At 58.5% G+C, this 23,053-nt stretch carries 24 protein-coding genes; 9 read left to right on the top strand and 15 right to left on the bottom strand.

All coding sequences use genetic code 11. The features are described 5' to 3' along the window. Positions 1-2: 2 nt before the first annotated feature. From ACNA0I_RS07110 to ACNA0I_RS07090, 5 genes are all read right to left on the bottom strand, one after another. Complete coding sequence (locus ACNA0I_RS07110) at positions 3-857, bottom strand: ABC transporter permease (RefSeq protein WP_415805378.1); 855 nt, start codon at positions 855-857, stop codon at positions 3-5. A 55-nt stretch (positions 858-912) separates the two neighbouring features. Then, positions 913-1,890, bottom strand: a complete 978-nt coding sequence (locus ACNA0I_RS07105; protein WP_415805377.1) for an ABC transporter substrate-binding protein — start codon at positions 1,888-1,890, stop codon at positions 913-915. A 77-nt stretch (positions 1,891-1,967) separates the two neighbouring features. After that, complete coding sequence (locus ACNA0I_RS07100) at positions 1,968-2,771, bottom strand: enoyl-CoA hydratase (RefSeq protein ID WP_415805376.1); 804 nt, start codon at positions 2,769-2,771, stop codon at positions 1,968-1,970. 16 nt (positions 2,772-2,787) lie between these two features. Then, positions 2,788-3,984, bottom strand: coding sequence for a CaiB/BaiF CoA transferase family protein (locus tag ACNA0I_RS07095; protein WP_415805375.1), 1,197 nt, complete (start codon positions 3,982-3,984; stop codon positions 2,788-2,790). Next, on the bottom strand, positions 3,972-5,366 hold the full coding sequence (locus ACNA0I_RS07090) for an amidase (protein ID WP_415805374.1): 1,395 nt from the start codon (positions 5,364-5,366) through the stop codon (positions 3,972-3,974). The genes ACNA0I_RS07095 and ACNA0I_RS07090 overlap by 13 nt, the downstream gene beginning before the upstream one ends. A 278-nt stretch (positions 5,367-5,644) precedes the next feature. Between ACNA0I_RS07090 and ACNA0I_RS07085 the strand changes: the two genes are divergently transcribed. Then, on the top strand, positions 5,645-6,316 hold the full coding sequence (locus tag ACNA0I_RS07085; protein WP_415805373.1) for a GntR family transcriptional regulator: 672 nt from the start codon (positions 5,645-5,647) through the stop codon (positions 6,314-6,316). A gap of 106 nt (positions 6,317-6,422) precedes the next feature. Here ACNA0I_RS07085 and ACNA0I_RS07080 read toward each other — a convergent pair whose 3' ends face one another. After that, positions 6,423-7,172, bottom strand: coding sequence for an SDR family NAD(P)-dependent oxidoreductase (locus ACNA0I_RS07080; protein ID WP_415805372.1), 750 nt, complete (start codon positions 7,170-7,172; stop codon positions 6,423-6,425). 112 nt (positions 7,173-7,284) lie between these two features. Here ACNA0I_RS07080 and ACNA0I_RS07075 point away from each other — a divergent pair, with 112 nt between their 5' ends. After that, positions 7,285-8,205 (top strand): LysR family transcriptional regulator, encoded by a 921-nt coding sequence (locus ACNA0I_RS07075; RefSeq protein WP_415805371.1) that lies wholly within the window; start codon positions 7,285-7,287, stop codon positions 8,203-8,205. A 44-nt stretch (positions 8,206-8,249) separates the two neighbouring features. On the opposite strand, the gene ACNA0I_RS07070 is transcribed toward ACNA0I_RS07075, so the two are convergent. Then, positions 8,250-9,002: an anti-sigma factor family protein gene (locus tag ACNA0I_RS07070; RefSeq protein ID WP_415805370.1), complete on the bottom strand. Its 753-nt coding sequence runs from the start codon at positions 9,000-9,002 to the stop codon at positions 8,250-8,252. Continuing rightward, complete coding sequence (locus tag ACNA0I_RS07065; RefSeq protein WP_415805621.1) at positions 8,999-9,553, bottom strand: sigma-70 family RNA polymerase sigma factor; 555 nt, start codon at positions 9,551-9,553, stop codon at positions 8,999-9,001. Before ACNA0I_RS07065 ends, ACNA0I_RS07070 begins: the two co-directional genes overlap by 4 nt. A gap of 236 nt (positions 9,554-9,789) precedes the next feature. Between ACNA0I_RS07065 and ACNA0I_RS07060 the strand changes: the two genes are divergently transcribed. Together ACNA0I_RS07060 and ACNA0I_RS07055 are read left to right on the top strand one after the other, a co-directional pair. After that, positions 9,790-10,893 carry a catalase family peroxidase gene (locus ACNA0I_RS07060; protein WP_415805369.1) on the top strand — a complete coding sequence of 368 codons (1,104 nt, stop codon included), beginning with the start codon at positions 9,790-9,792 and terminating at the stop codon, positions 10,891-10,893. Then, positions 10,890-11,444, top strand: coding sequence for a cytochrome b (locus ACNA0I_RS07055; RefSeq protein WP_415805368.1), 555 nt, complete (start codon positions 10,890-10,892; stop codon positions 11,442-11,444). Before ACNA0I_RS07060 ends, ACNA0I_RS07055 begins: the two co-directional genes overlap by 4 nt. A 21-nt stretch (positions 11,445-11,465) precedes the next feature. Here the strand turns inward: ACNA0I_RS07055 and ACNA0I_RS07050 are convergent, their stop codons facing one another. From ACNA0I_RS07050 to ACNA0I_RS07040, 3 genes are read right to left on the bottom strand one after another with little or no spacing between them, the layout of a single operon-like run. Further along, a complete protein-coding gene (locus tag ACNA0I_RS07050; RefSeq protein ID WP_415805367.1) occupies positions 11,466-11,837 on the bottom strand; it encodes a Rap1a/Tai family immunity protein in 372 nt (123 codons plus the stop codon). After that, positions 11,830-12,204: a DUF7079 family protein gene (locus ACNA0I_RS07045; protein ID WP_415805366.1), complete on the bottom strand. Its 375-nt coding sequence runs from the start codon at positions 12,202-12,204 to the stop codon at positions 11,830-11,832. The genes ACNA0I_RS07050 and ACNA0I_RS07045 overlap by 8 nt, the downstream gene beginning before the upstream one ends. A 46-nt stretch (positions 12,205-12,250) precedes the next feature. After that, a complete protein-coding gene (locus ACNA0I_RS07040) occupies positions 12,251-13,003 on the bottom strand; it encodes an SDR family NAD(P)-dependent oxidoreductase (RefSeq protein ID WP_415805365.1) in 753 nt (250 codons plus the stop codon). Between the two features lie 181 nt (positions 13,004-13,184). Between ACNA0I_RS07040 and ACNA0I_RS07035 the strand changes: the two genes are divergently transcribed. Then, positions 13,185-14,165, top strand: a complete 981-nt coding sequence (locus ACNA0I_RS07035; protein ID WP_415805364.1) for a Bug family tripartite tricarboxylate transporter substrate binding protein — start codon at positions 13,185-13,187, stop codon at positions 14,163-14,165. A 32-nt stretch (positions 14,166-14,197) separates the two neighbouring features. Here ACNA0I_RS07035 and ACNA0I_RS07030 read toward each other — a convergent pair whose 3' ends face one another. Beyond that, positions 14,198-14,842, bottom strand: a complete 645-nt coding sequence (locus tag ACNA0I_RS07030) for a flavin reductase family protein (RefSeq protein ID WP_415805363.1) — start codon at positions 14,840-14,842, stop codon at positions 14,198-14,200. 37 nt (positions 14,843-14,879) lie between these two features. Further along, positions 14,880-15,932: a Bug family tripartite tricarboxylate transporter substrate binding protein gene (locus ACNA0I_RS07025; RefSeq protein ID WP_415805362.1), complete on the bottom strand. Its 1,053-nt coding sequence runs from the start codon at positions 15,930-15,932 to the stop codon at positions 14,880-14,882. 265 nt (positions 15,933-16,197) lie between these two features. Here ACNA0I_RS07025 and dbpA point away from each other — a divergent pair, with 265 nt between their 5' ends. Then, a complete protein-coding gene (dbpA, locus tag ACNA0I_RS07020; RefSeq protein WP_415805361.1) occupies positions 16,198-17,586 on the top strand; it encodes an ATP-dependent RNA helicase DbpA in 1,389 nt (462 codons plus the stop codon). On the opposite strand, the gene ACNA0I_RS07015 is transcribed toward dbpA, so the two are convergent. Both ACNA0I_RS07015 and ACNA0I_RS07010 read right to left on the bottom strand, forming a co-directional pair. After that, positions 17,543-18,469 carry a LysR family transcriptional regulator gene (locus tag ACNA0I_RS07015; RefSeq protein ID WP_415805360.1) on the bottom strand — a complete coding sequence of 309 codons (927 nt, stop codon included), beginning with the start codon at positions 18,467-18,469 and terminating at the stop codon, positions 17,543-17,545. The two genes, dbpA and ACNA0I_RS07015, sit on opposite strands and share 44 nt — an antisense overlap. 76 nt (positions 18,470-18,545) lie before the next feature. After that, positions 18,546-19,457 (bottom strand): LysR substrate-binding domain-containing protein, encoded by a 912-nt coding sequence (locus ACNA0I_RS07010; RefSeq protein WP_415805359.1) that lies wholly within the window; start codon positions 19,455-19,457, stop codon positions 18,546-18,548. A gap of 109 nt (positions 19,458-19,566) precedes the next feature. Here ACNA0I_RS07010 and metC point away from each other — a divergent pair, with 109 nt between their 5' ends. The 3 genes from metC to ACNA0I_RS06995 all read left to right on the top strand — a co-directional run bounded on the left by metC (position 19,567) and on the right by ACNA0I_RS06995 (position 23,040). After that, positions 19,567-20,718 carry a cystathionine beta-lyase gene (gene metC, locus ACNA0I_RS07005; protein WP_415805358.1) on the top strand — a complete coding sequence of 384 codons (1,152 nt, stop codon included), beginning with the start codon at positions 19,567-19,569 and terminating at the stop codon, positions 20,716-20,718. Positions 20,719-20,793: 75 nt separating this feature from the next. Next, the gene (locus ACNA0I_RS07000) at positions 20,794-21,873 is read left to right on the top strand and encodes an amino acid ABC transporter substrate-binding protein (protein ID WP_415805357.1); all 1,080 of its coding nucleotides are present in this window, start codon (positions 20,794-20,796) and stop codon (positions 21,871-21,873) included. Between the two features lie 24 nt (positions 21,874-21,897). After that, positions 21,898-23,040: an amino acid ABC transporter permease gene (locus tag ACNA0I_RS06995; RefSeq protein WP_415805356.1), complete on the top strand. Its 1,143-nt coding sequence runs from the start codon at positions 21,898-21,900 to the stop codon at positions 23,038-23,040. Positions 23,041-23,053: the final 13 nt, after the last annotated feature.

The following is a 23,053-nucleotide window of genomic DNA, read 5'->3' as shown; positions in this document are numbered from 1 at the left end:
TCTCAATGATTTTGCAGCATGCGCCATACCAGGACCTTGCGTTCCACCGCGACGATCAGGCGATCGCTGATGAAGCCCATCAATCCTATGGAAGCCATATCCGCCAGCACGATGTCCATGCGGCCGACGTAATACGCGTCCCACAATACGTAGCCCAGCCCCGATTTCACGGCCACCATCTCCGAGACGATGACCGCGGTCCAGGAAATGCCCAGCCCGATGCGCAGACCTGTGAAGATCGAGGGCATGGCCGCAGGCAGCACGACTCGGCGCAGCAACTGACTCGACGAGGCGCCCATCATCGACGCTGCACGCACCAGATTTCGATCAATGTCGCGCGCGCCTTGCGTGGTGTTTACGACGATGGCGTAGAAACCTCCCAGGAAAATGAGAAAGATTGAGCCCATATCGCGAATACCGAATACGGCAATCGAAAAGGGCAGCCATGCTGTGATCGGTATGGGCCGCAGGCCTTGTACCATCGGGTCCAGTGTCAGGGATGCGATACGGCTCCAGCCGATCGCCAGCCCTAGCGGGATACCCAGCAGCATCGCCAGCGCAAAGCCCTGGATCACACGCATGGTGGAGTATTGAACATTGCTTAACCAGGTTCCCAGATAAGGGTTGAGTCCCATTCCCGGCTCGGCGAAGATCCAGTCACACCAGGCCGAGGCTACACGGCCTGGTGTGGGGACCGCACCGGCGAACTGGTCAGACTGGCCAATCAACTGCCAACCAATCAAGACGAGTACGGGTACCAATAGCGCCAGGGCGGTTCGTTTCAGCGCGGCGTTATGGCGCCGATCAGCTCGCCCAGCCACGGTCGGGAGGGGGATTTTTGCACTTGATTCGCTCACACGCGACTCCTCTACCCATGCTCGTTTCCTTCCGGTAACGAACAGGGCGCAATGATTACATGACTTCTTTCAAGAGGCTGGGATCCCAGACTTTGCTTATCTCGCCGCTGACGTCTTTCGGGATGACGCCTAATTCATTGAAGGTCTTGGCTTGACGTTGCAACTGTTCGAGGTCCAGCACGCCGCCCAGGTTGATAAGCTTGACGGATTCACGAGTGACCTCGAGGGGCAGGCCGGTATATTTCGAGTAGGTCTGTGCAAACAGCTCTGGGTCCTTGGCGAGCTTTTCTTCCGCTGACTTGTAGGCCCACAGAAAGCATTTTACGGCTTCGCGCTTGTTGGTCACTGCATCGCGAGTCGCAGCGAGCAAGCCGAGTTCCGCACCTACGGCTTTTGATTGGCTGTATTCGAGATTCTTGGAGAATGTCGCGGTGCCGTCGGCCACCAACTGGGATTCGAAGGGTTCCCATAGCGCGACGGCATCGATGTCTCCGCGCTTGAGCGCTTGCACGAATGCCGTACCGCCACCCTGTATATTTACCGCCGTGAAGCTGTTGTATGGGACGCCTTTTTCGGCCAGTGTGGCCGCCCACTGGAACCATACCGCCGAACCCGGTGCAATACCGATACGCTTGCCCGCGATGTCCTTCCAATCCTCGATCTTTACCCCTTTACGCGTGACGAGGTATTTGGGTGAGGCCGCGACGCCTGTCAGGCCGATCAGCTTGTCGCTGCCTTGCGCCAGCGCGATGGCGAGATCTGCAGGCCCTATGCCCGAGATATCGACAGACCCCGACAACAACGCGGTACGCGCGTCGGCATAGCGCACGAACTCGATGGGTTTGATTTCGACGTTGCACGCTTTTACCGCCTCAGGGACGTCAAGAATGGGCGACAGATGCCCCACCTTGACGAAGCCCACGGTCAGGACTTGTTTTTCTTTTGCTGCTGGAGGCTGGGGGCCTACTGCCTGGGCCAGGCCGCAGTACATGCCGAGAGCGGCGACCAACATCAACACATTGCACTTTTTCATTTTCACTTCCCCTGATCATTTATTAAGGACCGCAAGGTGTACCAACGAAGCTTCGGATGATGACTCGATATTGAACGCTATCGCCCTTTGAACGCTGGCGGGCGCTTGTCGCGAAAGGCTTGTTGCCCTTCTTGGTAATCCTGACTCAAAAAACAGGCGTCGGTAGCGGCGTCGACCTCACTGCTCGACGGCGCATTCTCGCCTCCCGCCAGATGACGTAATGCCAGCTTGGCTGCTCTGATCGTCAACGGCGCATTGCCAGACACTGCGGCAATACGCTCGGCGACGATTTGATCGAAATTCGTGTGAGCAAATACTTCATGCACCATTCCAATACGGGCGGCTTCGATACCGTCGAAGGTGCGAGCGGTCATAAAGAGCTCTGTGGTGCGGGCGCTGCCTAGAACTTCGCGCATCCGTTGGACACCAGGGCGGGCATAACCCAATCCCAATTTGGCTGCCGGCATACGAAAACGTGAATCATCCGTGCAATAGCGCAGATCACAAGCCAACGACAGACCCATACCGCCGCCCATGCAGATGCCGCGAATCACGGCAATGGTCGGATACCGCGCTTCGCTGAGCGCATTCTGGGCATTGTTCACGGCCAGGCCATAACGCGCGATCTGTTCGGGATCATTGCGTAATGTGCCGAACTCGGAAATGTCCGCACCCGACATGAATGCACGGTCACCTTCGCCGGTCAACACCAACGCGCGGGTAGTCGTTGATCGTTCTGCTTGCGCGACTATGACGGCCATCTGCTCCCACATCGAGAGCGACATGGCATTAAAGCGTGTCGTATTGCAGATATGGATCGTGACGATGCCGTTTGTCTCATCGACTTTCAAATGCCCTGGTTGAGTATGCACTGAGCTCATCTTGGTCACCTCCCTCTCAGACGGCGCCTGCGCCGCGCAGTGCCTCAATGTCCCGCTCGTCATAGCCAATCTCGCGCAATACCTCATCAGTGTGTTCCCCCCAGCCAGGCGCCGTGCGGGCGATGTCGGCTGGCGTACGTGCGAGTGTGACGGGCTGCGTAATCATGGTGCGTTGCCCTCCCTGCCAGGCGGCTACGGTCTTGGCCACCCCTAGATGCCGGACCTGTTCGTCTTCGAACATCTGTGGGACCGAATACACCGGCCCCGCGGGAACGCCCGCCGCGTTCAGGCGTTGGACCCAGTCAGCCACCGTCGCCGTCATGAAGACGGCTTGGATCATTTGATTCAAGCGCTGACGATTCTTCACGCGCAGCTTTTCATTTTCGAATTCGGGATCGTCCATCCATTCGGTGTGCCCGATGGCTTCGCAAAAACGCTTCCAGTTGCCTTCACCCGACGCTCCCAAGTTGAATTGACCGTCTTTCGCGTGAAACAGGCCCATCGGACTGCTGGTCGGATGATCGTTGCCTTCTTGGCGAGGGATGTCTCCGTCATTGAGATATCGCGCTCCTTGAAAATCCATCATCGCAATCTGCGCATGGAGCAAGGAGGTATGTAGCCATTGGCCTTGCCCGGACTGTTCGCGTTCGAGCAAGGCCGTCAATATGCCGAGCGCCGCGTATAGACCGGCGCTGGAATCGGCCACGGCCAACCCCGCGCGCACGGGGCCTTGTCCAGGAAGGCCCGTGACCGACATCAGCCCGCCCATGCCCTGGATGATCTGATCGAACCCAGGCCGCTTGGCATATGGACCATCCTGGCCGAATCCGGAGATGCTGGCCAGAATGATGCGGGGATTGATCGATCGCAATGACTCATAATCTACGCCCAGGCGCGCTTTGACATCGGGACGCCAGTTCTCCACCAGCACGTCGGCGCCGGCGGCCAGCCGCTTGAGCACCTCGCGGCCTTCGGCAGTCTTGAGATTCAAGGTCAATGATCGTTTGTTGCGGTTTAAATTCTGAAAGTCGCCGCTCCATCGGTCGGCCGCGAACATGGCCTCATTGGGATCTATGCCCGCCGGCGGTTCGACCCGAATCACATCGGCGCCAAAGTCGGCCAGCATACGTACACAAGTCGGGCCTGCGCGCACACGCGATAAGTCCAACACACGGAAACGCTGCAAGGCTTTTGACGCAGTTATTTGAGGCATGTCTGGTTTCTTTCTTTATTTGAAGGGGATAAAGACGAAAAGGCGTCTGGCCAACGTTGTTCTACCTGCTGCGCCCATGCCAGCAGCAGACCCTCGTTGCCGGGGCGGGCAATCGCCTGAACAGAAATAGGCCGTCCGCCCATATCGCGGCCAATAGGCACAACGATGGCGGGTAAACCCAGATAATTCACAAACGACATCCAACTGAACATGGCCACGAGCTCGCGTGGTTGAAAGTCGGCGGATGTCGTCGTGACGATCTTGCGATCTGGCACGCCGCGCGGCAGGGCAGGGGTGAGCAGGATGTCGGCATCGGCCAATGCAGTGCTCAGGAATTCCTGGCATCGACCCGACTGCTCGCGACGGGCATCTAGATACCAAGTGACCGGCATGACCGAGCCGGTCAGCGCCAGGTTGCGAACCAGGGCGGGCAGCTGTGTGCCAGCGCGCAGTGCTGGCGCATGCACGCTGGCCGCTTCCGCATACAGCGATATTTCTGCCAAACGCTGCAATTCGCGTAAGTCTTTTATTGAACGCTCTGCCGGGACATTTAGTGCGCAGGACAATGAATCCAAGGCTTGCGCAACACTGGGCGAAAGCTCACCAGTTGGATTCGCATGTGTCCAGCTCACCGCGATGCGTAAACCGTCGCGTTGCGCCGCCTCATACGTGGCATGCAGTTTGCGCGCTTGAGCGGCGGTCAACGCACAGCTCAAGGTTGCCATCACATCCGAGCTGCTGCGCGCCAGCAGTCCTACCGTATCCAGTGAAGACGCCAGCGGCGCCACGCCTTGCGTGGGAATCAGGCCATGGGTGGTTTTCAGCCCTACTATGCCGCAGGTCGCGGCCGGCATGCGTACCGAGCCTGCTGTATCGGTACCTAGAGAGGCGTAACACAATCCGGCCGCTATGGCGACGCCTGACCCACTGGACGAGCCGCCCACGGCGGCAACGGGATCGATCGGATTGTGCATAGGCGGATACGCGCTGTTCTCGGCGGTTGCTCCACCGGCGAATGGTGCCATCCCCAGCATCGCCAACGGGGGGGCGCCTGCGTTTGTCAGGCGCTGCACCACGGTTGCATGTCGTGTTGCCGACCATCCTGATGGTGGGCCATCCGCGCCGCAGCTGGGGAGCCGGTCCGGCAGGGCAAAGATGTCTTTATGCGCCACGCCCACGCCAGCCAGAGGCAATGACGCATCCTGCGGGACTTCGGGCAATTCCGGTACGTGCACGACACAATGCCAGCGATCTTCGCGCAACGCTTGCTGTTGGACGGTCAGCGCTTCGGGTACGGTCAGTTCGCCGTCACGCAGCAAGGCGCGCAAGGCGCCAATGCTGGTGGGCAGTCCTGCCGGTGTGCGAAGAGCGGTCTGTGTCACGCCGATTTCCTCGGCAGTACGTCATCGTCGGGCGGAGCTATGCGCCGCAAAGTCCTAGCGATATTCGCGCACTCGGTGTCGCTTGCAACGATGTGCTGGAGAGCGAGCGTATTCTGCAATGCAGCAACGATGGCGTCCTCCTGGCGGGGGGCCAGGGCCGTGTTCACATCGACGAGTGGGCGAGGGGTTGGTGTTTTCATGTATTTTCCGATCTCATAAATATATTTATAAATCACCTTATAATTTTTCTATATCAGTGTTTGTATGTATTCATAAACGTGAAAATCAGCGAACAAATCCGCCTGGCCATCGAGGACGACATCCGGAACGGCGTTCTTTTGCCTGGTGACGCCATAGATGAAAATGAACTGGCGGCGCAGTTCAATGTGTCGCGCACGCCCGTGCGCGAGGCGCTATTGCAGTTGAAAGTCCAAGGCATGCTGAACAGCTTGCCGCGTAACGGCATGACTGTCGCCAAAATGGACGTGCAAGAGTTGCTGGCCGTGTGGGAGCTGCTGGGCGAAATGGAGGCCGTGGCCGCCCGCATGGCTTGCCAGCGGATGACGCAGCAAGAACGTGCCGAGTTGGCACGCGTCCATGCCGAGGCGGCAGCGGTGATCGAAGCGGAAGACGCAGACGGCTGGCGGCAGGCGAATCACGACTTTCACGAGGTGCTGTACAAAGGATGCCGCAATCCGTATTTGCGCCAAGAGCTGCTACGGTTGCGCGCGCGTACTGGCGCCTATTTAAAGCATGCCTTCACCGCGGTGGGTCGTTTGCGTGAGTCGTACGATCAGCACGAGGAGTTGTTACAAGCGATTCTGGCGGGCGACGCGATGCTCGCTCAGGAAAAAATGTCGCACCACATCAGTCTGTCACAGAGCTCCAAAGGATTGGCGGATTTTCTGATCAATCTGCCTCGCTCCATGCTGACGCAGTCGGGGGATTGAGGGCTTGGCGTCTGTCACGATAGGGGAGGAGTCGTGATTGATGCTTGCAAAGATGGATTCTTGCCTGGATCTGCTTGGCCGGCGTTGATCGGCGGCGGTGTGTCGCTCAAGTCAGCGCAATACCCCCATCAACGTTCAACACAACTCCTGTGATGAAGCTCCCGTCATTACTCGCCAAGAACAATGCAGCGCGCGCCAGCTCCTCAGGCTGACCTAAACGACCTAGCGGAATCGACTGCGCAACTCCTGTCTCAAACGCTGGCCGATCAGTTGCGGCGATGCCGAGCTTCGCGAGAATCGGGGTGTCGACCGGCCCCGGGCTGATGACGTTCACTCTGATGCCGCGGTCCTTGAATTCGAGCGTCCAACTTCGTGCAAAGGCCTCAATCGCAGCCTTTGTCCCGGCATAGACGGCATGTCCTTCCAGGACCTTGCCGCTCGCTATCGAACTGGTCAACAGTATCACGCCACCGTTACGCATCACCGGTGCGATCTTCTGGACGCCAAAGAATACGGCTCGCGTATTGGTGTCGAACTGAGCGTCGTACTCCTGGACTCCGACCGCGTTTGAAGGCGTAATCGTGTTGACGCCTGCATTCGCCATATAGATGTCAGCGCCGCCAAAGCGTTCAGTTACGGCCTCCGCAACGAGGTCATGTGTCGCGAGGTCTGCCAGATCGCCAGTGACGCCCAGGGCCCTCGGCCCGAGTTCTGCCACAGCGCCGTCCACCGCGTCGCGACGGCGTCCGACGATCACTACGTATGCGCCTTCCGAGATAAAAAGCCTCGCGGTGGCCAGACCGATACCGCTGTTCCCGCCAGTGATGATGGCGACTTTGTCTGTCAATTTGTTCACGTCAAATTTTCCTTTCAAGGACGTTCCTGGGACGAATGAGACCAATGTAGTTTGGAAAAATTGGACGTAATAGTCCTACAATGGTGCTTTCATTTATGCCGGATAGTCATTAATGACGGTCGAACACTTTCACGGTCTATCCGCATTTGTCCGGTCAGTAGAGGCCGGTTCATTTACTGGCGCAGCCCGGTTGCTGGGGACCACTCCGTCCGCTGTGTCGAAAAGCATTGCCCGGCTGGAACAGCGCTTGGGCGTCCGATTGTTTCAACGCTCAACCCGCGCTTTTATTTTGACTGGTGATGGACAGGCCTATTACGAGCGCGTTGCACCGTTGGTGCGCGGGCTCGAAGAGGCCGACGAGTCGCTAAAAGCACCGAACACCGCGGCCGGGGCATTGCGGGTGAGCATGCCGGTGGATCTCGGGCGCTTGCTGCTGGAGCCCATTACCTCGCAGCTTATGCCTCAGCATCCCGCCTTGGCGCTCGATGTCAGCTTGAGCGATCGATATGTCGATCTGATCCGCGAGGGTTTTGATCTGGCGTTGAGAGTCGGCACGATAGTGGATAGTGGGTTGTACGCCCGCAAGCTGATCGATTTGCCGCTGGTGCTGGTCGCATCCCCGCAATATCTGGCGCGTCATGGTGAACCGCAAGCTGTCGCGGATCTCGGTGCGCATCGCCATGTGCGCTATCGTCTGGATGGCCAGGTGTTGCCTATCATGTTGGCCAATGGCGAGCGCGTCCCGATCGAAGGGACGTTCGACGCCGACAGCGGGCAGGCGATGCGCATCGCGGCGATCAATGGACAAGGCGTCACGCAAATCCTGAAAACGACAGTACAGGATGACCTCGACAGTGGACGACTATGTCTTGTATTGACGCACGTGCCACTCATGCCCGTTCCCCTGCAGGTCGTGCATGGATTCGGACGTCATCTGCCGATCAGGGCAAAGATTCTTATAGACTTCATTGCCTCGCATCTCGCACCATTGGCTACGTCTACGCACGCGAAATCACGCCGTCGGGGCCGCTGAGGCGTAGGCCGAGGTGTTGGCCGTCACACGAGGGCTGTCGTCGCCTAGCTGCGCACGGCGTTCGATGGTGACAGGACTTCATCCGCTGCGCCATTACCCGAAGTCACCAATGCATAGTTGTATCCCTGTCCCGACCAATACCGAGCCAGCAGATCCCCATCGCGTCGGCTGCCTTGTGGCAGAAACTGTTTACCAGGTCCTGGCGGGCGGATGTAGAACGTCGCGCGCTGTCCGGCATTGTCGTAAATCACGATCGCGGCGGGCCCTTGATCCGTCGCCAGCAGCCGAGCTGCAACCGGTTGGAAGCCGCTGGCGCTCAAATTAGGCAGGCGTTCTGCGTCAGCAAAATACTCGTCCAGCCAGCCTTGCAGATTTGCGGCATCTGCGCGCACATCGGGTTGCGGAGCATCCGCCGACGCAAACAAACGATAGGCTTGCATGGCATCCTGCATGGGCAGGGTGCGGTTGGCAACGAGCGTCGTGTCGCGCACGCTCCACCCAGTGACGCCGCCGATCGCCAGCGCCATGACCAGGCTGGCTGCCATTGCGAGACGGCGCCGTGAGCGGCTGCGCACCCGCGCGCGTACTGCCGTGGGGTCCAAGGCGGGATTGGGCGGCAGACTATCGTGGCGAGCCATCGCGCGCAGCTGCTGCGTATCGCGCTGCCAGGCGTCGAGTTCTTGAGCTTCTTCGGGATGTTCCCGCAGGTAGGCCTGCATGGTTTGCCGTTGTGCGGGATCAAGCTGCCCATCCACAAACGCGTTACGCGCCAGATCGTCGATAGAGCGTTCGTTCATTTTAGGATCCTCAGGTGGGGCGCGCCGTCCCGACCTTCATGCAAATCGCGCAACGCACTGCGCGCGCGGGACAGTCGAGACATCACGGTACCTAACGGGACATCGAACATGTCAGCGACTACTTTGTAGCTCAGGCCCTCCACACAGACCAGCCACAACAAGGTACGTTGCGCCTCGGGCAAGCGCTCGAAGGCATCCAGCGAAGCACGTGCAATGGCCGCCCGTTCCGCCGATGGCGCTGCCGCGTCGGATCCGGTGAGCCAATCGAGCAGCCGAGCATAACGGCGCGACCGCCGCTGGGAGTCCAAAAACTGGCGGTACAGAATGGTGAACAGCCAGGCGCGCACATTGCCTTCCGGACGGCGGCTGGGCCAGCGCGTCAGGGCTCTTTCCAGCGTGGATTGCACCAGGTCGTCGGACGACATGGGATCACGCGTCAGATGCAGCGCAAACCGCCGCAGCCGAGGCAATAGCTGGCGTACGACGGCATCGGACAATTCGTCCGCCTCTATCGCGTCATCATCGGAGGGTACCGCTTCGTGTATCGGCATGCGTACCGGTTGAATCATCAAATGCCTCAATAAACCCCGGTGTTCAAACCGGGGAAGAGGGCGCAGAGAGAAAGGAACGGCCAGGCTGTTCCCGTCCGGGCGCTGCGCCCGTGGCGTCAAAGACTGACAGGCTAATGTCGTGAGACGCCGCTTCCGTGAGTTTATTCCCTTGCGGAATAAATTTTCTGGGTTGCCGTCTTACAGGGGTATTCGACGCCCCAGGGGCAAGGAGTCCCATGCACCAAGGATCTGAACGCGACGCCCGGCCGCTTAATGCCCGGCAAACCTGTTTTCGCCTTGCCGCAATCGGCGCTATCGTAGTGGTTTCCGGCACGGCTTTTGCCTATGTAGGCGGCTGGCTGGACCCGGATCGTTTGACGCCGGACCGGGTGGTAGATGCGCTGGAGGCCAATAGCGGCGTTCACGCAGGCTTTCGGCGCAATCACGCAAAAGGCGTCTGTGTCGTTGGTCATTTCGAAAGCAATGGCGCGGCGCATGCCCTGTCCACGGCAGCCTTGTTCGAGCGCGGTAATACCCCGGTAGTAGGGCGGTTGGCGCTACCCGGCGGCAATCCCTATGCCCCCGACTCCAGTGTCCCTATTCGCAGCTTTGCCCTGCAGTTCACCTCACCGAATGGCGAGCAGTGGCGTACCGGGATGAATAGCATGCCGGTATTTCCGTTGGCGACACCGCAGGCGTTTTATGAACAACAGCTTGCTGCTCGTCCCGACCCCAATACGCACAAACCGGATCCAAAGCGGATGGGGGCGTTTTTCGCAGCGCATCCCGAGGCCGGGGCCTTTCTGGCGTGGGTCAAGACCGCCAAGCCATCGGCCAGCTATGCGACGGAAAGCTATTACGGCCTGAATGCTTTTTACTTTGTCGATGCGCAGGGCAAGCGGCAAGCCGTGCGCTGGCATCTGGAGCCTTTGGGTGCAGAGGCCGCACCTGCTGCTCAGCCGCAGCATGACGCCAATTACTTGCAGGGTGATCTGCAACAGCGCCTGACACAGGGACCGTTGCGCTGGCGTTTGGTCGTGACATTGGGTGCCGCAGGCGATCCTACCAACGATGCGACTAAACAGTGGCCGGCGGATCGGCCTACTGTCGACGCGGGCACAGTGGTGATAACACGCAGCGCGCCGCAGGACGACGGCCCGTGCCGTGACGTGAATTATGACCCGACCATACTGCCACGCGGTATCGCGATTTCTGACGATCCGCTGCTGCCGGCACGTTCTGCAGCCTATGCCTCGTCTTACGAGCGTCGCACCGGGGAGGGGCCACCTCAAAGCGCGCTGGCCCCATCTCATTCCAATAAACCGGAGCGCGTGCAATGAACTTTTCCGCTTATCCCATTCATCGAGCACCCGCGAAATTCAGCCTGTTTGCACGCCTGCTGCATTGGTTGATGGCCATCGGCATCGTGGCGATGTTATTTATCGGCGTAGGCATGGTGGCCTCGGTTTCGGAGCGGCATCAATGGTTGATGCAGATTCATAAACCATTGGGGCTGGCGTTGTTGGTGTTGGTATGCCTGCGGCTGAGCCGGCGGTTGATTTACGGTGTCCCGGCTCTGCCGGCGGATATTCCGGCCTGGCAACGTCTGGCTGCCTTGGCCTCACATATTCTGTTGTACGCGCTAATGTTCGCTATGCCATTGATTGGTTGGGCGATGGTGTCGGCGGGCGGGTATCCCGTGAGCGTGGGCGGCTGGCTATTGCCGTCCATTGCGCCGACCGATGCGTCGTTATTTGCTTGGTTGCGTGGTGCGCATCGGTATCTGGCGTTTTTGCTGTTTGCCACGGTGCTGCTGCATTTGGCCGCCGCCTTGTTCCACGGCTGGATACGGCGTGATGGCGTGCTGCAGTCTATGACGCGAGGCCGCTAGCGAATCTGCGCGGTGACGGTATCAGGGCTGCACGCAAGGCAGCTCTTTTTGCAAGGCCTCGCCCACGAGCGGGGCCGCATTGCCACGTAGCTGCTCGGCTGACAGCGCCGACAGATAGGTATAGACGCGATCCGCCATCTCGTGCGGCAGGATACCTGTGCTGGAGCACCAATGCTTGCCGCGAGTTTCGTCAGCCACGCCTAGGATATAGGCCTGTCCATATGTGCTGGAGAATTGACGCTGTACCTCACCTTCGTGAAATTGCGTGGGCATTTTGCCTTCCAGTGCGCGCGCCAATTCTGCGCCTGACATTGCCCAGGTACGGGCCGTGTCCGCTTGGCAAGCGGCAGCAGCACTGAATCCGAGGCAAATCGCCAGAATCCGGTTACGCATCAATATCTCTCTTCTGCTCGTGGTTCCAATCAGGTAGAAGGCGATTTTCCACCTCTTTCCAGCATCTGTCGATCTCTCTGGCAATCATGCCTCGCGGCATCGATACTGCTTTCTCGCATGGGCGTAGATGTTCCAGCAGCCACTCGTCAGGCCAGCCCGCCCATTCTCCGGCAATGCTCCTCAGATTGGCCTTCAAGACAGGAAAGACTTCGCCCCACAGAATGTTGTGAATTTCTGGGCGCGAATAACCTGTTTCCAGAACGACACGAGCGGTATGCGAAAAGGTCGCGTCGTCACTCTCGGTGTCCAGAAACAGCGTGGAAAGCGCCTGCCAGACTCTGACCCGATTCTGATCAACGGTTTGCATAGTAAATATCGGCTGAGATAGATTTCACAGACGAATTTCACAACGGTTACGTGAGATTCAGTCCTCCATCGGACAGCAGAATCTCACCGGTCAGGTAGTTGGATTCAATAAGCATTGAAACAGCCTGGGCGATGTCGGCAGGACTGGCTGCCCGACGCATTGGGGATTTGTCGCGCCATAACTGCTGTGCCTCTGTCCAATCCGCAGTCAACGGCGTATCGACTAAACCCGGGGCAATTGCGTTGACTCGAATAGCCGGGGCCAATGAAATCGCTAACAATCGAGTCATATGGTTGAGTGCTGCCTTGGTCGTTGCATAGGGAATAGAGGCGCCTTTTGGGCGGATCCCCGCGTGCGAGCTCACATTGACAACACAAGCGGGCCTGTCTCGCGTCGAGGCCGCGCGCAGCGCTGTTTCAGCCTCGGTGATCAGGCGAAACGGTGCAACCACATTGACCTCATGCAATTCGTGCCATATATCCGGTGTGGCTGCCGCCATATCGGAATGCGGAATCACGCGGCTGATTCCCGCGTTATTCACCAAGACATCAAGCCGTCCCCATGCCGTGAGAGCCTCCTGGATCAACCTGACACGGTCGGCATCAATGGTCAAATCTGCTTGTACATAAACGGCCTTGCCGAGCTCCCGGGCCAACGCGCGGCCAGTCTTTACGGAGTTGCGCGAATGCAATACGAGTGCGTAACCCTCTCGAGAAAGATGCCGTGCTATGGCCTCACCGATCCCGGAGGTCGAGCCGGTAACCAAGGCGACAGGCAGGGAGCTTTGCGTTGCTGACATTGATGAAGCCTTTAAAGGGAGGATCAAAGTAAAGCGATATAAAAAGAATATCAAGGCTGAGTTTTTAAATATTAGACACCTATCCTCGCACGGCATAGAGTCACCGAGGCAGCAAACACGACCAAAAAAAGGCAGAGGGTGCTTTCTGTGCCGTCGAGATCACGATTAAAGGAGACAAGCCATGCGTCAATGGAGACCACTCCTGTGGAGCATGCTGGGTTTGGCGTTGGCTGGCTTGGCGGCTCAAGCGCCTCACGCTGTCGCGCAGACGTTCCCAGACCGGCCCATTAAATTTGTCGTGCCGTTCGGGCCCGGCAGCGGCACTGATACCTCGGCCCGATATTTCGCGCGCCAATTGCAGGCGATCACTGGCCAGCCCGTGGTGGTCGAGAATAAACCCGGCGCCAACGGCTTTATCGCGGTCAAGAGCGTGCTTGCCGCGCCGCCCGATGGCTACACGGTATTCATTGGCAGTAACTCAACCTTGGCTGTCAATGCAGCGCTCTTTAAAGCGTTGCCCTACGATCCCGTCAAGGACTTCGCGCCGTTGACGATGATGATGCGTTCGCCCGCAATGCTGGCGGCCAGTCCCAAGGCTCCCTACAGCACGCTGCAGGAACTAGTCAGCTACGCGCGCCAAAACCCGGGCAAGGTGAATTTCGGAGCCGGCTCGGCGGGTTATCAACTGATGGGAGAGTTGTTCAACGACGTGGCAAATATAAAGACAGTACATGTACCGTTCAAAGGGGCGGGCGAGGCCATCACCGCAGTTGCGTCTGATACTGTGGGCTACACCTTTGCGGAAGTGACTGCGGTACAAGAGTTGGCTAAAAGCGGCAAGATCAGGGCGTTGGCCGTGGCCGCCGGCCAACGAGTCGGCACATCGCCTGATGTGCCAACGGCGGGAGAGGCCGGATTGCCAGGCTTTGAGGCCTACACCTGGGTCGGGGCCATGGTCAGTGCCAAGACGCCTGCCGCAGAAACAGCCAAACTGGCCGAGCTGTTCACGACGATCTCAAAGATGCAGGAAACGCGCGAATTTTATGAACGTCTGGGGGCCACGCCCATGACAGGCGGCCCAACGCAAATGCACGAGTTCCAGGAAAAAGAAATCGCATTGTGGCAGCGCATCGTTCAAAAGGCTCACGTGCCTCAACAGTGAGCCTTGCGTTGAATGAATAGGCTTCCTGCTATTCAGTGTCCTTGTGCAGGTTTGACGGCAGGGTCGTTCGATGCGCTTGGTGCATGCATCTGGAACAGGTCGCTAGTATGCGCATACCATCCAGCTCCGTGCATTCGGCCCAATAATCGCAGCGCAGGGGTGTCCACATAGAATTTCCCCGGGTTCAGCAGGGCCTCGTCGCGTAGATACATTCCTACCACGTGTGCCAGCACAATTACCCGTTGTGGCGCTGCGTCCAGAACCTGCCAGACCTTGCATTCCAGGGCAGCGGGGCTTTGCGCAATCCGTGGCGGGCTCACGATCAGGGACGGCGTTGTCGAGAGCCCCGCTCGTGTGAGTTCGTTGATTTCGGCCTCGTAGTCCAGGCTGGTGCGGTTCATCTGTTCAGCCAATTCAGCTGAAACCAGATTGATGACGAACTGTCGCGTTTCCAGAATATTGCGCGAGGTGTCTTTCAACTGTCCTGCGCGTGGACCGATACCCAGCGCGACGATAGGCGGATCGCTGCTGACCACGTTGAAAAACGAGAACGGCGCGGCGTTCAGCGAGCCTTGCGCCGACTGGCTGACCACCCAGGCAATGGGCCGTGGAACTACCACGCTGGAAAGCAGTTTGAATGCGTCGGCCGAGGTCAGTTTGTTGAAGTCGAAGTTCATGGGCGTGTTGCCTTGCGCAGCGGATAGTATGTTTTCTTCACTTTGCCAGTAGTCTCAGCTTGCTCAACAGAGTTTGCATGTTGGCATGATCATTTTGGACGTAGGCGCTCGCATCCTTTGGAGACAACGCCATCAATTCGATCGCCTGCTCCTGCATGGGGCGGCGGTATTCGGCGTCTTCGTTGACGCTGCGAACAGTGTTGCTCAGCTTTTGTACGATATCGGCCGGCGTTCCCGCGGGCGCAGCCAAGCTGTACCAGGTCGAGGACTGAGCGTCATGCACGCCACTCTCATCTAACGTGGGCACCTCAGGCAACAGCGAAGAGCGTTTATCTGCCGCGTAAGCTATAGCCACCAGCCGCCCCTGCCGGATAAATGGCAGGCTGGCCGACAAGTTCAGCATGGCCAAGTCAATCTGGCCACCGACCACGTCGTTGATGGCGGGCGATGCGCCGGGGTAGGGGATGTGATTGAGTTGCACATGCGCAGCCTGTTGAAACAGCTCGGCCCCAAGATGCGTGGCGCCGCCTACGCCCGCCGATCCATAGGTGAGCTTACCGGGTTCGGCTCTGGCGCGTGCAATCAGTTCGGACACGGTCTTGATGCCTCGTTCGGGGTTGACTACCAGCATGATGGGCTGCGCGGCCACCACTGAACAAAACGCAAAGTCTCGGACGCCGTCATACGGCGTCTTTTGCATGAGCGGTGTAACGACATGGCCCGCAGAGGTGCCTAACAGGAGGGTATAACCATCAGGTCTGGCCCGCGCGACGAAGCCCGTGCCAATCGATGCGCCGCCGCCAGGTTTGTTTTCCACGATCACCGGCTGTCCTAGCCGTTTTTCCATCGCGCGGGCCAGGCTGCGTGCGACGACGTCGGCGGGGCCGCCCGCTGCGTACGGATTGACCAAGGTGATGGGGCGATCCGGGTACGCAGCCGCCGTTGCGGGCACTGCAAGCACGACGGCAGTCGCTGCAATCAGGAATCGGATGACTGATCGCCTCGCTGTTCTCCCGGTATGGAAAAATGTAGGGACGAACCCGGTCAACGAGGCCGAAGTACGACGAACCCGCCCGTTTGTCACGCTCATGATGCGTCTCCTGATTTTTGTATGCGAAGCATCGTAGGCGCGTCGCCATGGCAGCGCTATGTCCGCAATGGCATACCTGTTTTGCGCGCGCGGGTGTTCTTGCCCAATCCCAAGGCGGACTGATTCATGTGTTTTTCTGCTTGTTTTCATGCCGGCTTGCCGATAATTCATAGCTACTGCACCGATTGATGGTCGGCCTGCCGATACAGAAAACGGTCGCAAGCGCATACACTGTCGGTCACTTCAGCTTTTTCGCCCCTTTATTGTGACCAACGCTCCATTCTCCTCTCTGCCTCTCTTGCCCGCCTTGCAGGACAACCTGCAAAGCCTGGGCTTCGAACAGATGACTCCCATCCAGGCGCAAAGCCTACCGCTCATCCTCGAGGGCCGCGATCTGATCGCACAAGCCAAGACCGGCAGCGGCAAGACGGCTGCGTTCGGCCTGGGCGTGTTACAGAAGCTGGACGTCAATCGCCTCGCTCCGCAATCGCTGGTGCTATGTCCCACCCGTGAGTTGGCGGATCAGGTCGCACAGGAACTGCGGCGCCTGGCCCGTCAGATTCCCAACGTCAAGATCCTGACCCTGTGCGGCGGCGCCGCTGCTCGCCCTCAGGCTGAGTCGCTGGCTCGCGGCGCGCATCTGGTGGTGGGTACGCCGGGCCGCATTCAGGACCATCTGGAACGCGGTAGCCTGGACTTGTCAGGACTGACGACATTGGTGCTGGACGAAGCCGATCGCATGGTAGATATGGGGTTCTACGACGACATCGTCGCCATTGCCTCGCATTGCCCGGCCAAGCGCCAGACTTTGCTGTTTTCGGCGACTTATCCCGATAACATCCGCAAGCTCAGTGCACGTTTCCTGCGTAATCCTGCGGAGGTCAAGGTCCAAGCCCAGCACGATGCCAGCCGCATTGAGCAGTTTTTCTACGAAATCGACGAGGGTGAACGGCTGGACGCTGTCGTCACGCTGCTGGCGCATTTCCGTCCAGTGTCGACGCTGGCGTTCTGCAACACCAAGATCCGCAGTCATGATCTGGTCGAACGTTTGCAGGTCGAGGGCATCAGCGCCCAGGCGCTCAACGGCGATCTGGAACAGCGGGATCGTGACGAAATCCTGATCCAGTTCGCGAACCAGAGTTGCGCCGTGCTGGTCGCGACTGATGTCGCCGCTCGTGGCCTGGATATCCAGAATCTGGGCGCCGTGATCAATGTGGATGTGACCAAGGATACCGAGGTCCACGTACACCGCATCGGCCGCAGCGGCCGTGGCGACCAGAAGGGGCTGGCCCTGAGTCTGTGTTCGCCGAACGAAATGCGTTGGGCCAACCTGATCGAGGAATATCAGGGTTCGCCGCTGAAATGGGCCGATATCAAGTCGCTGCGCGCGAAAGCCGATCGTCCCTTGCGCGCGCCCATGATTACCCTGTGCATACAGGGTGGCAAGAAAGACAAGCTGCGCCCCGGCGATTTGCTGGGCGCACTCACTGGTGATGGTGGTCTGACGTTCGAGCAGGTCGGAAAAATCAATATCACCGAGTTCAGTTCTTACGTGGCACTGGATCGTCAGATCGCGAAGCAGGCGTTTTCACGGCTTTCCAATAGCAATATCAAGGGCCGTCGATTCCGGATGCGGTTTTTGGAAGAGTTCTGATTTTCTTGTTCGAGCCCTGAAATCGAACGGCAGCCTCCGCAATACGTTGCGCCAGCAATGTCGCGACAGGTTGCCTGCGATCCGATGGGCGTTCGACCAAGCCGATTTCTCTAAAAAAAGTCGCATCGCCTAAATCGATGGCGGCGACCCCTTTCGGTATCCTGAGCGCGTCGCTCATCGGCAGCAGCGCGACTCCCACTCCCAGGCGTACGAGTTGAGCGATGGCCTGCAGCTCGTCGAGCTCGATGGTTTCTCTGACTGTGAAACGAGCGCGCCGCAAAAATTGATCAACCAGCCGTCCGCCAAACGACCCTCGGTCGTACCGGATAAATGGTTCGGTCTGCAGTAGATCTTGCCAACTGCGATCGTGCATCTTTTGAGGCGCGAGCAAGACGAACGGCTCGGCGTAGAGTTCGCGCCATTGCAAGTCTGCCGGCAATGCAAAAGGCGGTTTGAGCATCACTGCAATGTCGATCTCTCCGGAGTCAACCTGGCCCAGCAGATTGAGTGATATGCCTGGCACCATGCGAATCCGATACCCTGGATTGATTTTCCAGAATTCGGCCAGGGCCTCAGCCAGGAACGTTTCCTGCGCAGAAGCGATCGACCCGATACGGATCAATCCCGTTTTCGGGACGTCCGTATTGCGTCCAAATTTTGAGTAGACCGACATCAGCTCTTCTGCAACAGCCAGAGCCTCACGTCCATTGCTATTGAGATTGGCAGACCTGCCCGTCCGGTCAAAAAGGGGATAACCGAGTTCCTCTTCCAACCGCTGGATTTGAGCGCTGACTGCGGACTGGGTGAGGCCGATGTGAGTGGCCGCATTGGCAAACGTGCCATACCGCACCACCGCCATGAAGGTCTGTAGTTCTCGGAGCATGATGTCGTTAAATCAAAAAGTGCGGCTGGGGCCAAAGATACATTGTTTGATTGTGAAGCATAGCGTGCCGACCGGCTTAACCCAAGGCAGCCTGCATCTTTTTGAGATCGTTTTCCAACTGGATGCGCATGACTTTCAGCATCGCCTTTGCGTTGCCGGACAACGGCGTACCGGAGCGGAACACGAGCAAGCTGGTAAAGCTGATTTCTAACGACAGACGCTTGATCGTCAGGCCGCGAGAGAGGTAGTCCAGCGCCATGATGGGATGCACCATGCCAATGCCGACACCATTGAGAGCGAACTCGCAGACTGAGTTCGAATACGGTGTTTCCAGCATCGGACGAAGATTGAGATCAACCGTTTGGAGTGCGGCCTCGAGCCGGCGCCGGCTGGCGTCCTCTGGATTGAGCGCTATGAATGGGTGTTCGACCAGATCGCGGGCGTCGATGATTTTCTTGTTTGCCAGCGGATGGCGGCTGTGCATGGCGATCACTCCAGGCGTGCGCAGGAATACCGAATGCTCCAGGCCCGCAACGGAAAGCTCATCAGCCATCAAACCGAAATCGAGCTGACCTGCTGCCACCTGACGCAGCACCTCTCGCGAGCTCATGATCTGAAACGACATTTGCAGGCCACGGTCGACCAAGCCGAACGCGGCGATGGCGCGCGGCATGAACCCCGTGCCCAGCGCCGGCAGCGAACCGATGGCCAGGCGGCCTACGCCAAAGGACTTGAGGCTGCGGATCCGGTGTTCGATCAGCTCAAAGCCAGCGAAGCAACGATCGACTTCCTCCATCAGCGCGCCCGCCTCGGGAGTGGCGACCAGCCGCCCACGCACCCGGTCGAATAGGCGCAGGCCGGAGGATTCCTCGAGTTTGCGAATCGACTGGCTGATGGCTGGCTGCGATATTCCGAGCAGATTGGCGGCCTTGCTGGTCGTGCCAGCTTGCATAACGGCGCGGAAAACCTGGATTTCACGCATGTCCATGTATAAGTCCTGCTTATTGACTAAGTTATTTCAATTGTTGAACGAATTGCCTGGGCAAATCAAACTGCGCCTCATCGAAACACTCTCTTAAGCGCAGCGCATAGACCAAATGAACTCTGTCAGCCCTTCTAATACCGAATTCGCCAGTTTGTCCCCGGCCGTCCAACGCGCCTCCACGGTGGTATTCGACTCATTGGCCGATTTTGTCAACCGCAAGCAACGCCAACCCGACGGTTACAGTTACGGGATCACGGGCACACCTACCGCGCGGTTGCTGGAACAGCGCATCGCAGCACTCGAAGGCGCCCGGCACTGTGTGATCACCCCCTCTGGCGCCTCAGCACTGATGACGGTCGTGATGGGATTCGTGCGCGGCGGTGATCATTTACTGGTCTCGGCCGCCTGCTATGGCGCGCTCAAGACTTTTGCCGAAAAGTGGCTGGCATATATGGGGGTGGACGTCGAAATCTATCGACCCTCGATGGGGGCGGAGATCGAGGCACTGATTCGCCCTACAACCCGGATGATCTGCTTGGAAGCCCCGGGAACTGTCACGATGGAGATGGCCGACATTCCGGCCATCGCAGAGGTGGCGCGCCGCCATAACGTGTTGACGATGATGGACAACACGTGGGCCAGTCCGCTGGGCTTCCAGCCGCTTGCTCATGGCATCGATTTCAGCGTGGAGGCCGCTACCAAGTTCTTCAGCGGGCACTCTGACGTATTGATGGGAAGCATCAGCATGAATAACGCGGAGCACTATGCGGTGCTGCGTGAAACGCAGAGCATCCTGGGTCAACAGGTCAGTCCGGATGATTGTTTCCTGGTGCTCCGTGGACTGGAAACGCTGGCTTTGCGGGTACAGGCGCAGAGTGCCGCGACCCTGGACATCGCGCAGTGGTTACAGGCACAGCCGCAAGTGGAGCGTTTGCTGTATCCGCCGCTGGAAAGCGATGCGGGACACACACTCTGGAAGCGCGATTTTCGCACTAATGGCTGCCTGCTTTCGGTGATCCTGAAAGCGGGGCCGGAATCGGCCTTCAGTGGCTTCTTCGATACGCTGCAGCACTTTTCCATCGGCGCCAGTTGGGGGGGAGTGCATAGTCTGGCGGCCTATTATCCGGCATCGTTACAAGCCAACCGGGTTCATCCGGCAACAGACCAACCCGTGGTGCGCCTATCCATCGGCCTGGAAGACGTCCAGATGCTGAAAGATGACTTGCGCAATGCTCTGGCTACCTATGAGAGCCAGACGCGCTGAATCCCGTTTTCAGGGCCAATAGCCGTTACGAGTTTCATGGCCCGCCTACACCTATACATTGCAAGGGGAATTGCTATGCATCGCATTCGTACGCTTCAGGGCGCGTTTGTCCTGTTCGCTGCAGCCGTATTGCCCAACGTGTCTCACTCGCAGAAGGCTGCTCCCGCCGAGCCGGCTTCGCCGGTTATCCCGGCCACGAGCAACAGCCCGACGGTGGATCAGATCCGCGCACGCGGTTACGTCATCTGCGGTTCGGGTCACGGCACCACGGGATTTTCGGCACCCGACAAGGACGGCAATTGGAAAGGCCTGGACGCGGAAACTTGCCGTGCCATCGCGATTGCAGTCCTGGGCGATGGTAGCAAGGTACGGTTCGTACCGTTGACGGGCCAGCAGCGTCTGACGGCACTGCAGACCGGTCAGATAGATGTGCTGCCGCGCACCACCTCGTGGACACTGCGGCGCGATGCCAACGGCATCAATTTCACGTATCCCAACTACTACGAATATGACGCCTTCATGGTTCGCAAAGACCTGGGCATTACGCAAACCAAAGACATGCAGGGCGCTACGATCTGCGTACAGACAGGTTCGACCAACGAGGTGACGGTCGCCGACCTATCCCGTAAATTCAACTTGGGCTTGAAGACGGTGCTGTTCGACAATGTCGCCGCATCGCGCCAGGCGTTTTTTACCGGACGCTGCGACGGTCTGATCACCGATGCGTCGGCTCTGGCTGCAGTGCGCGCCACGCAAGCTCAGAATCCAGATGACTACATTATTTTTCCTGCTAGCGGCAACAGCGAAGCCCTGACGCCGTCGGTGCGGCATGGCGACGACCGATGGTTCGATATCGTCAAGTTCGTCGTGCAGGCGCCCATCGCGGCAGAAGACATGGGTATTACTCAGGCCAACGTGGACACCATGCTGAAATCCGATGATCCGCGTATCGCACGTTTCCTGGGCGTGGAGCCAGGCAATGGCAAGGCGCTGGGCCTGGACGAACGCTGGGCGTACAACATCGTCAAACAATTGGGCAACTATGGTGAGATGTTCGAGCGCAACGTCGGAAAGAACAGCCCGATGAAGCTCGATCGCGGCCTGAACCGGCTCTATCGCGATGGCGGACTGATGTACCCCTACGTTTTCAATTGAGCATTACGCCGAGCGAGACGACGCATGTTCAAGCGACTTTGGTACAACGCGCGGGCGCGTTCCGTAATGATGCAGGTGCTCATCGCCAGCATCTTTTTTGGAACGCTGGCCTGGTTGGTGTTGAATGCCCACTACAACCTGACGCAACGCGGGATCGCGACCGGCTTCGGCTACCTTTCCGATGCCGCGCGATTCCCCATCTCGGAAAGCCTGCTGGCTTATCGACCGACCGACAGCTATGCGAGAGCGTTTGCGGTCGGGCTCGTGAACACCGTGTACATCTCGGTTCTCGTGATCGTGGCATCGACCGTCTTGGGATTTCTGCTCGCCCTCGCGCGTCGCAGTCGTCATCCATTGGTGAATGGTATTGCGACGTTCTATCTGGAAATCACACGCAATACCCCGCTAGTAGTGCAGTTGTTGTTCTGGTATAGCCTCGTCACGATCAATCTGCCTTCTCCGCGGCAGGCGCTGAATCCGCTGCCGGGAGTATTTCTGTCGATTCGGGGGCTGTTCTTTCCCAGCGTACAGATCGAGGGTTATTGGCTTGCCGTGGTATGGGTGATACTGGCGGCGTTGTTGGGTTGGTTGGGGTTGCGCCCCTTGCGTCGGCGTCGACCGGCGCTGCCATTGGGCCGCGTGTTTTTTATTGGGACGCTGCTAGCCTGCATACTGGCGTGGCAGTGGGGTGGCGTGACGCTCACGAGCCACTCGCCGCAGCTGCGTGGGCTCAACTTCGTCGGCGGCACAGCGCTGACTCCAGAATTCACCGCGCTATTGATCGGCCTGACCTTGTATTCGGCCGCCTTTTCCGGCGAGATCATTCGCGGTGGTATCGATGCTGTCGCACCAGGGCAATGGGAGGCTGCTCAATCCCTGGGACTACGGCCTTGGACTACATTGCGATGCGTCGTCGTTCCACAGTCCTTGCGCGTGATTGTGCCTCCCATGACAAGCCAATACTTGTCCATTGTGAAGAACACCACTCTGGCCTTGGCGGTAGGGTATCCGGACCTCTCGTTTGTGATTACCACCACCATCAATCAGACGGGGCAGGCTATCGAAGGCTTGGCGATTCTGATGGGGGTATATCTGTGCATCAGCTTGAGCGTTTCGCTGTCTATGAATCTCTACAACCGCCGTATTCTGCGGACTGAGCAAAGATGACTACGATCTCCAT

Source organism: Bordetella muralis, from assembly GCF_965139205.1.
GTDB classification, from domain to species: Bacteria; Pseudomonadota; Gammaproteobacteria; order Burkholderiales; family Burkholderiaceae_B; genus Bordetella_A; species Bordetella_A muralis.
The sequence above is the reverse complement of the archived record's forward strand: the minus strand, read 5'-3'. Positions and strand labels throughout refer to the sequence as shown.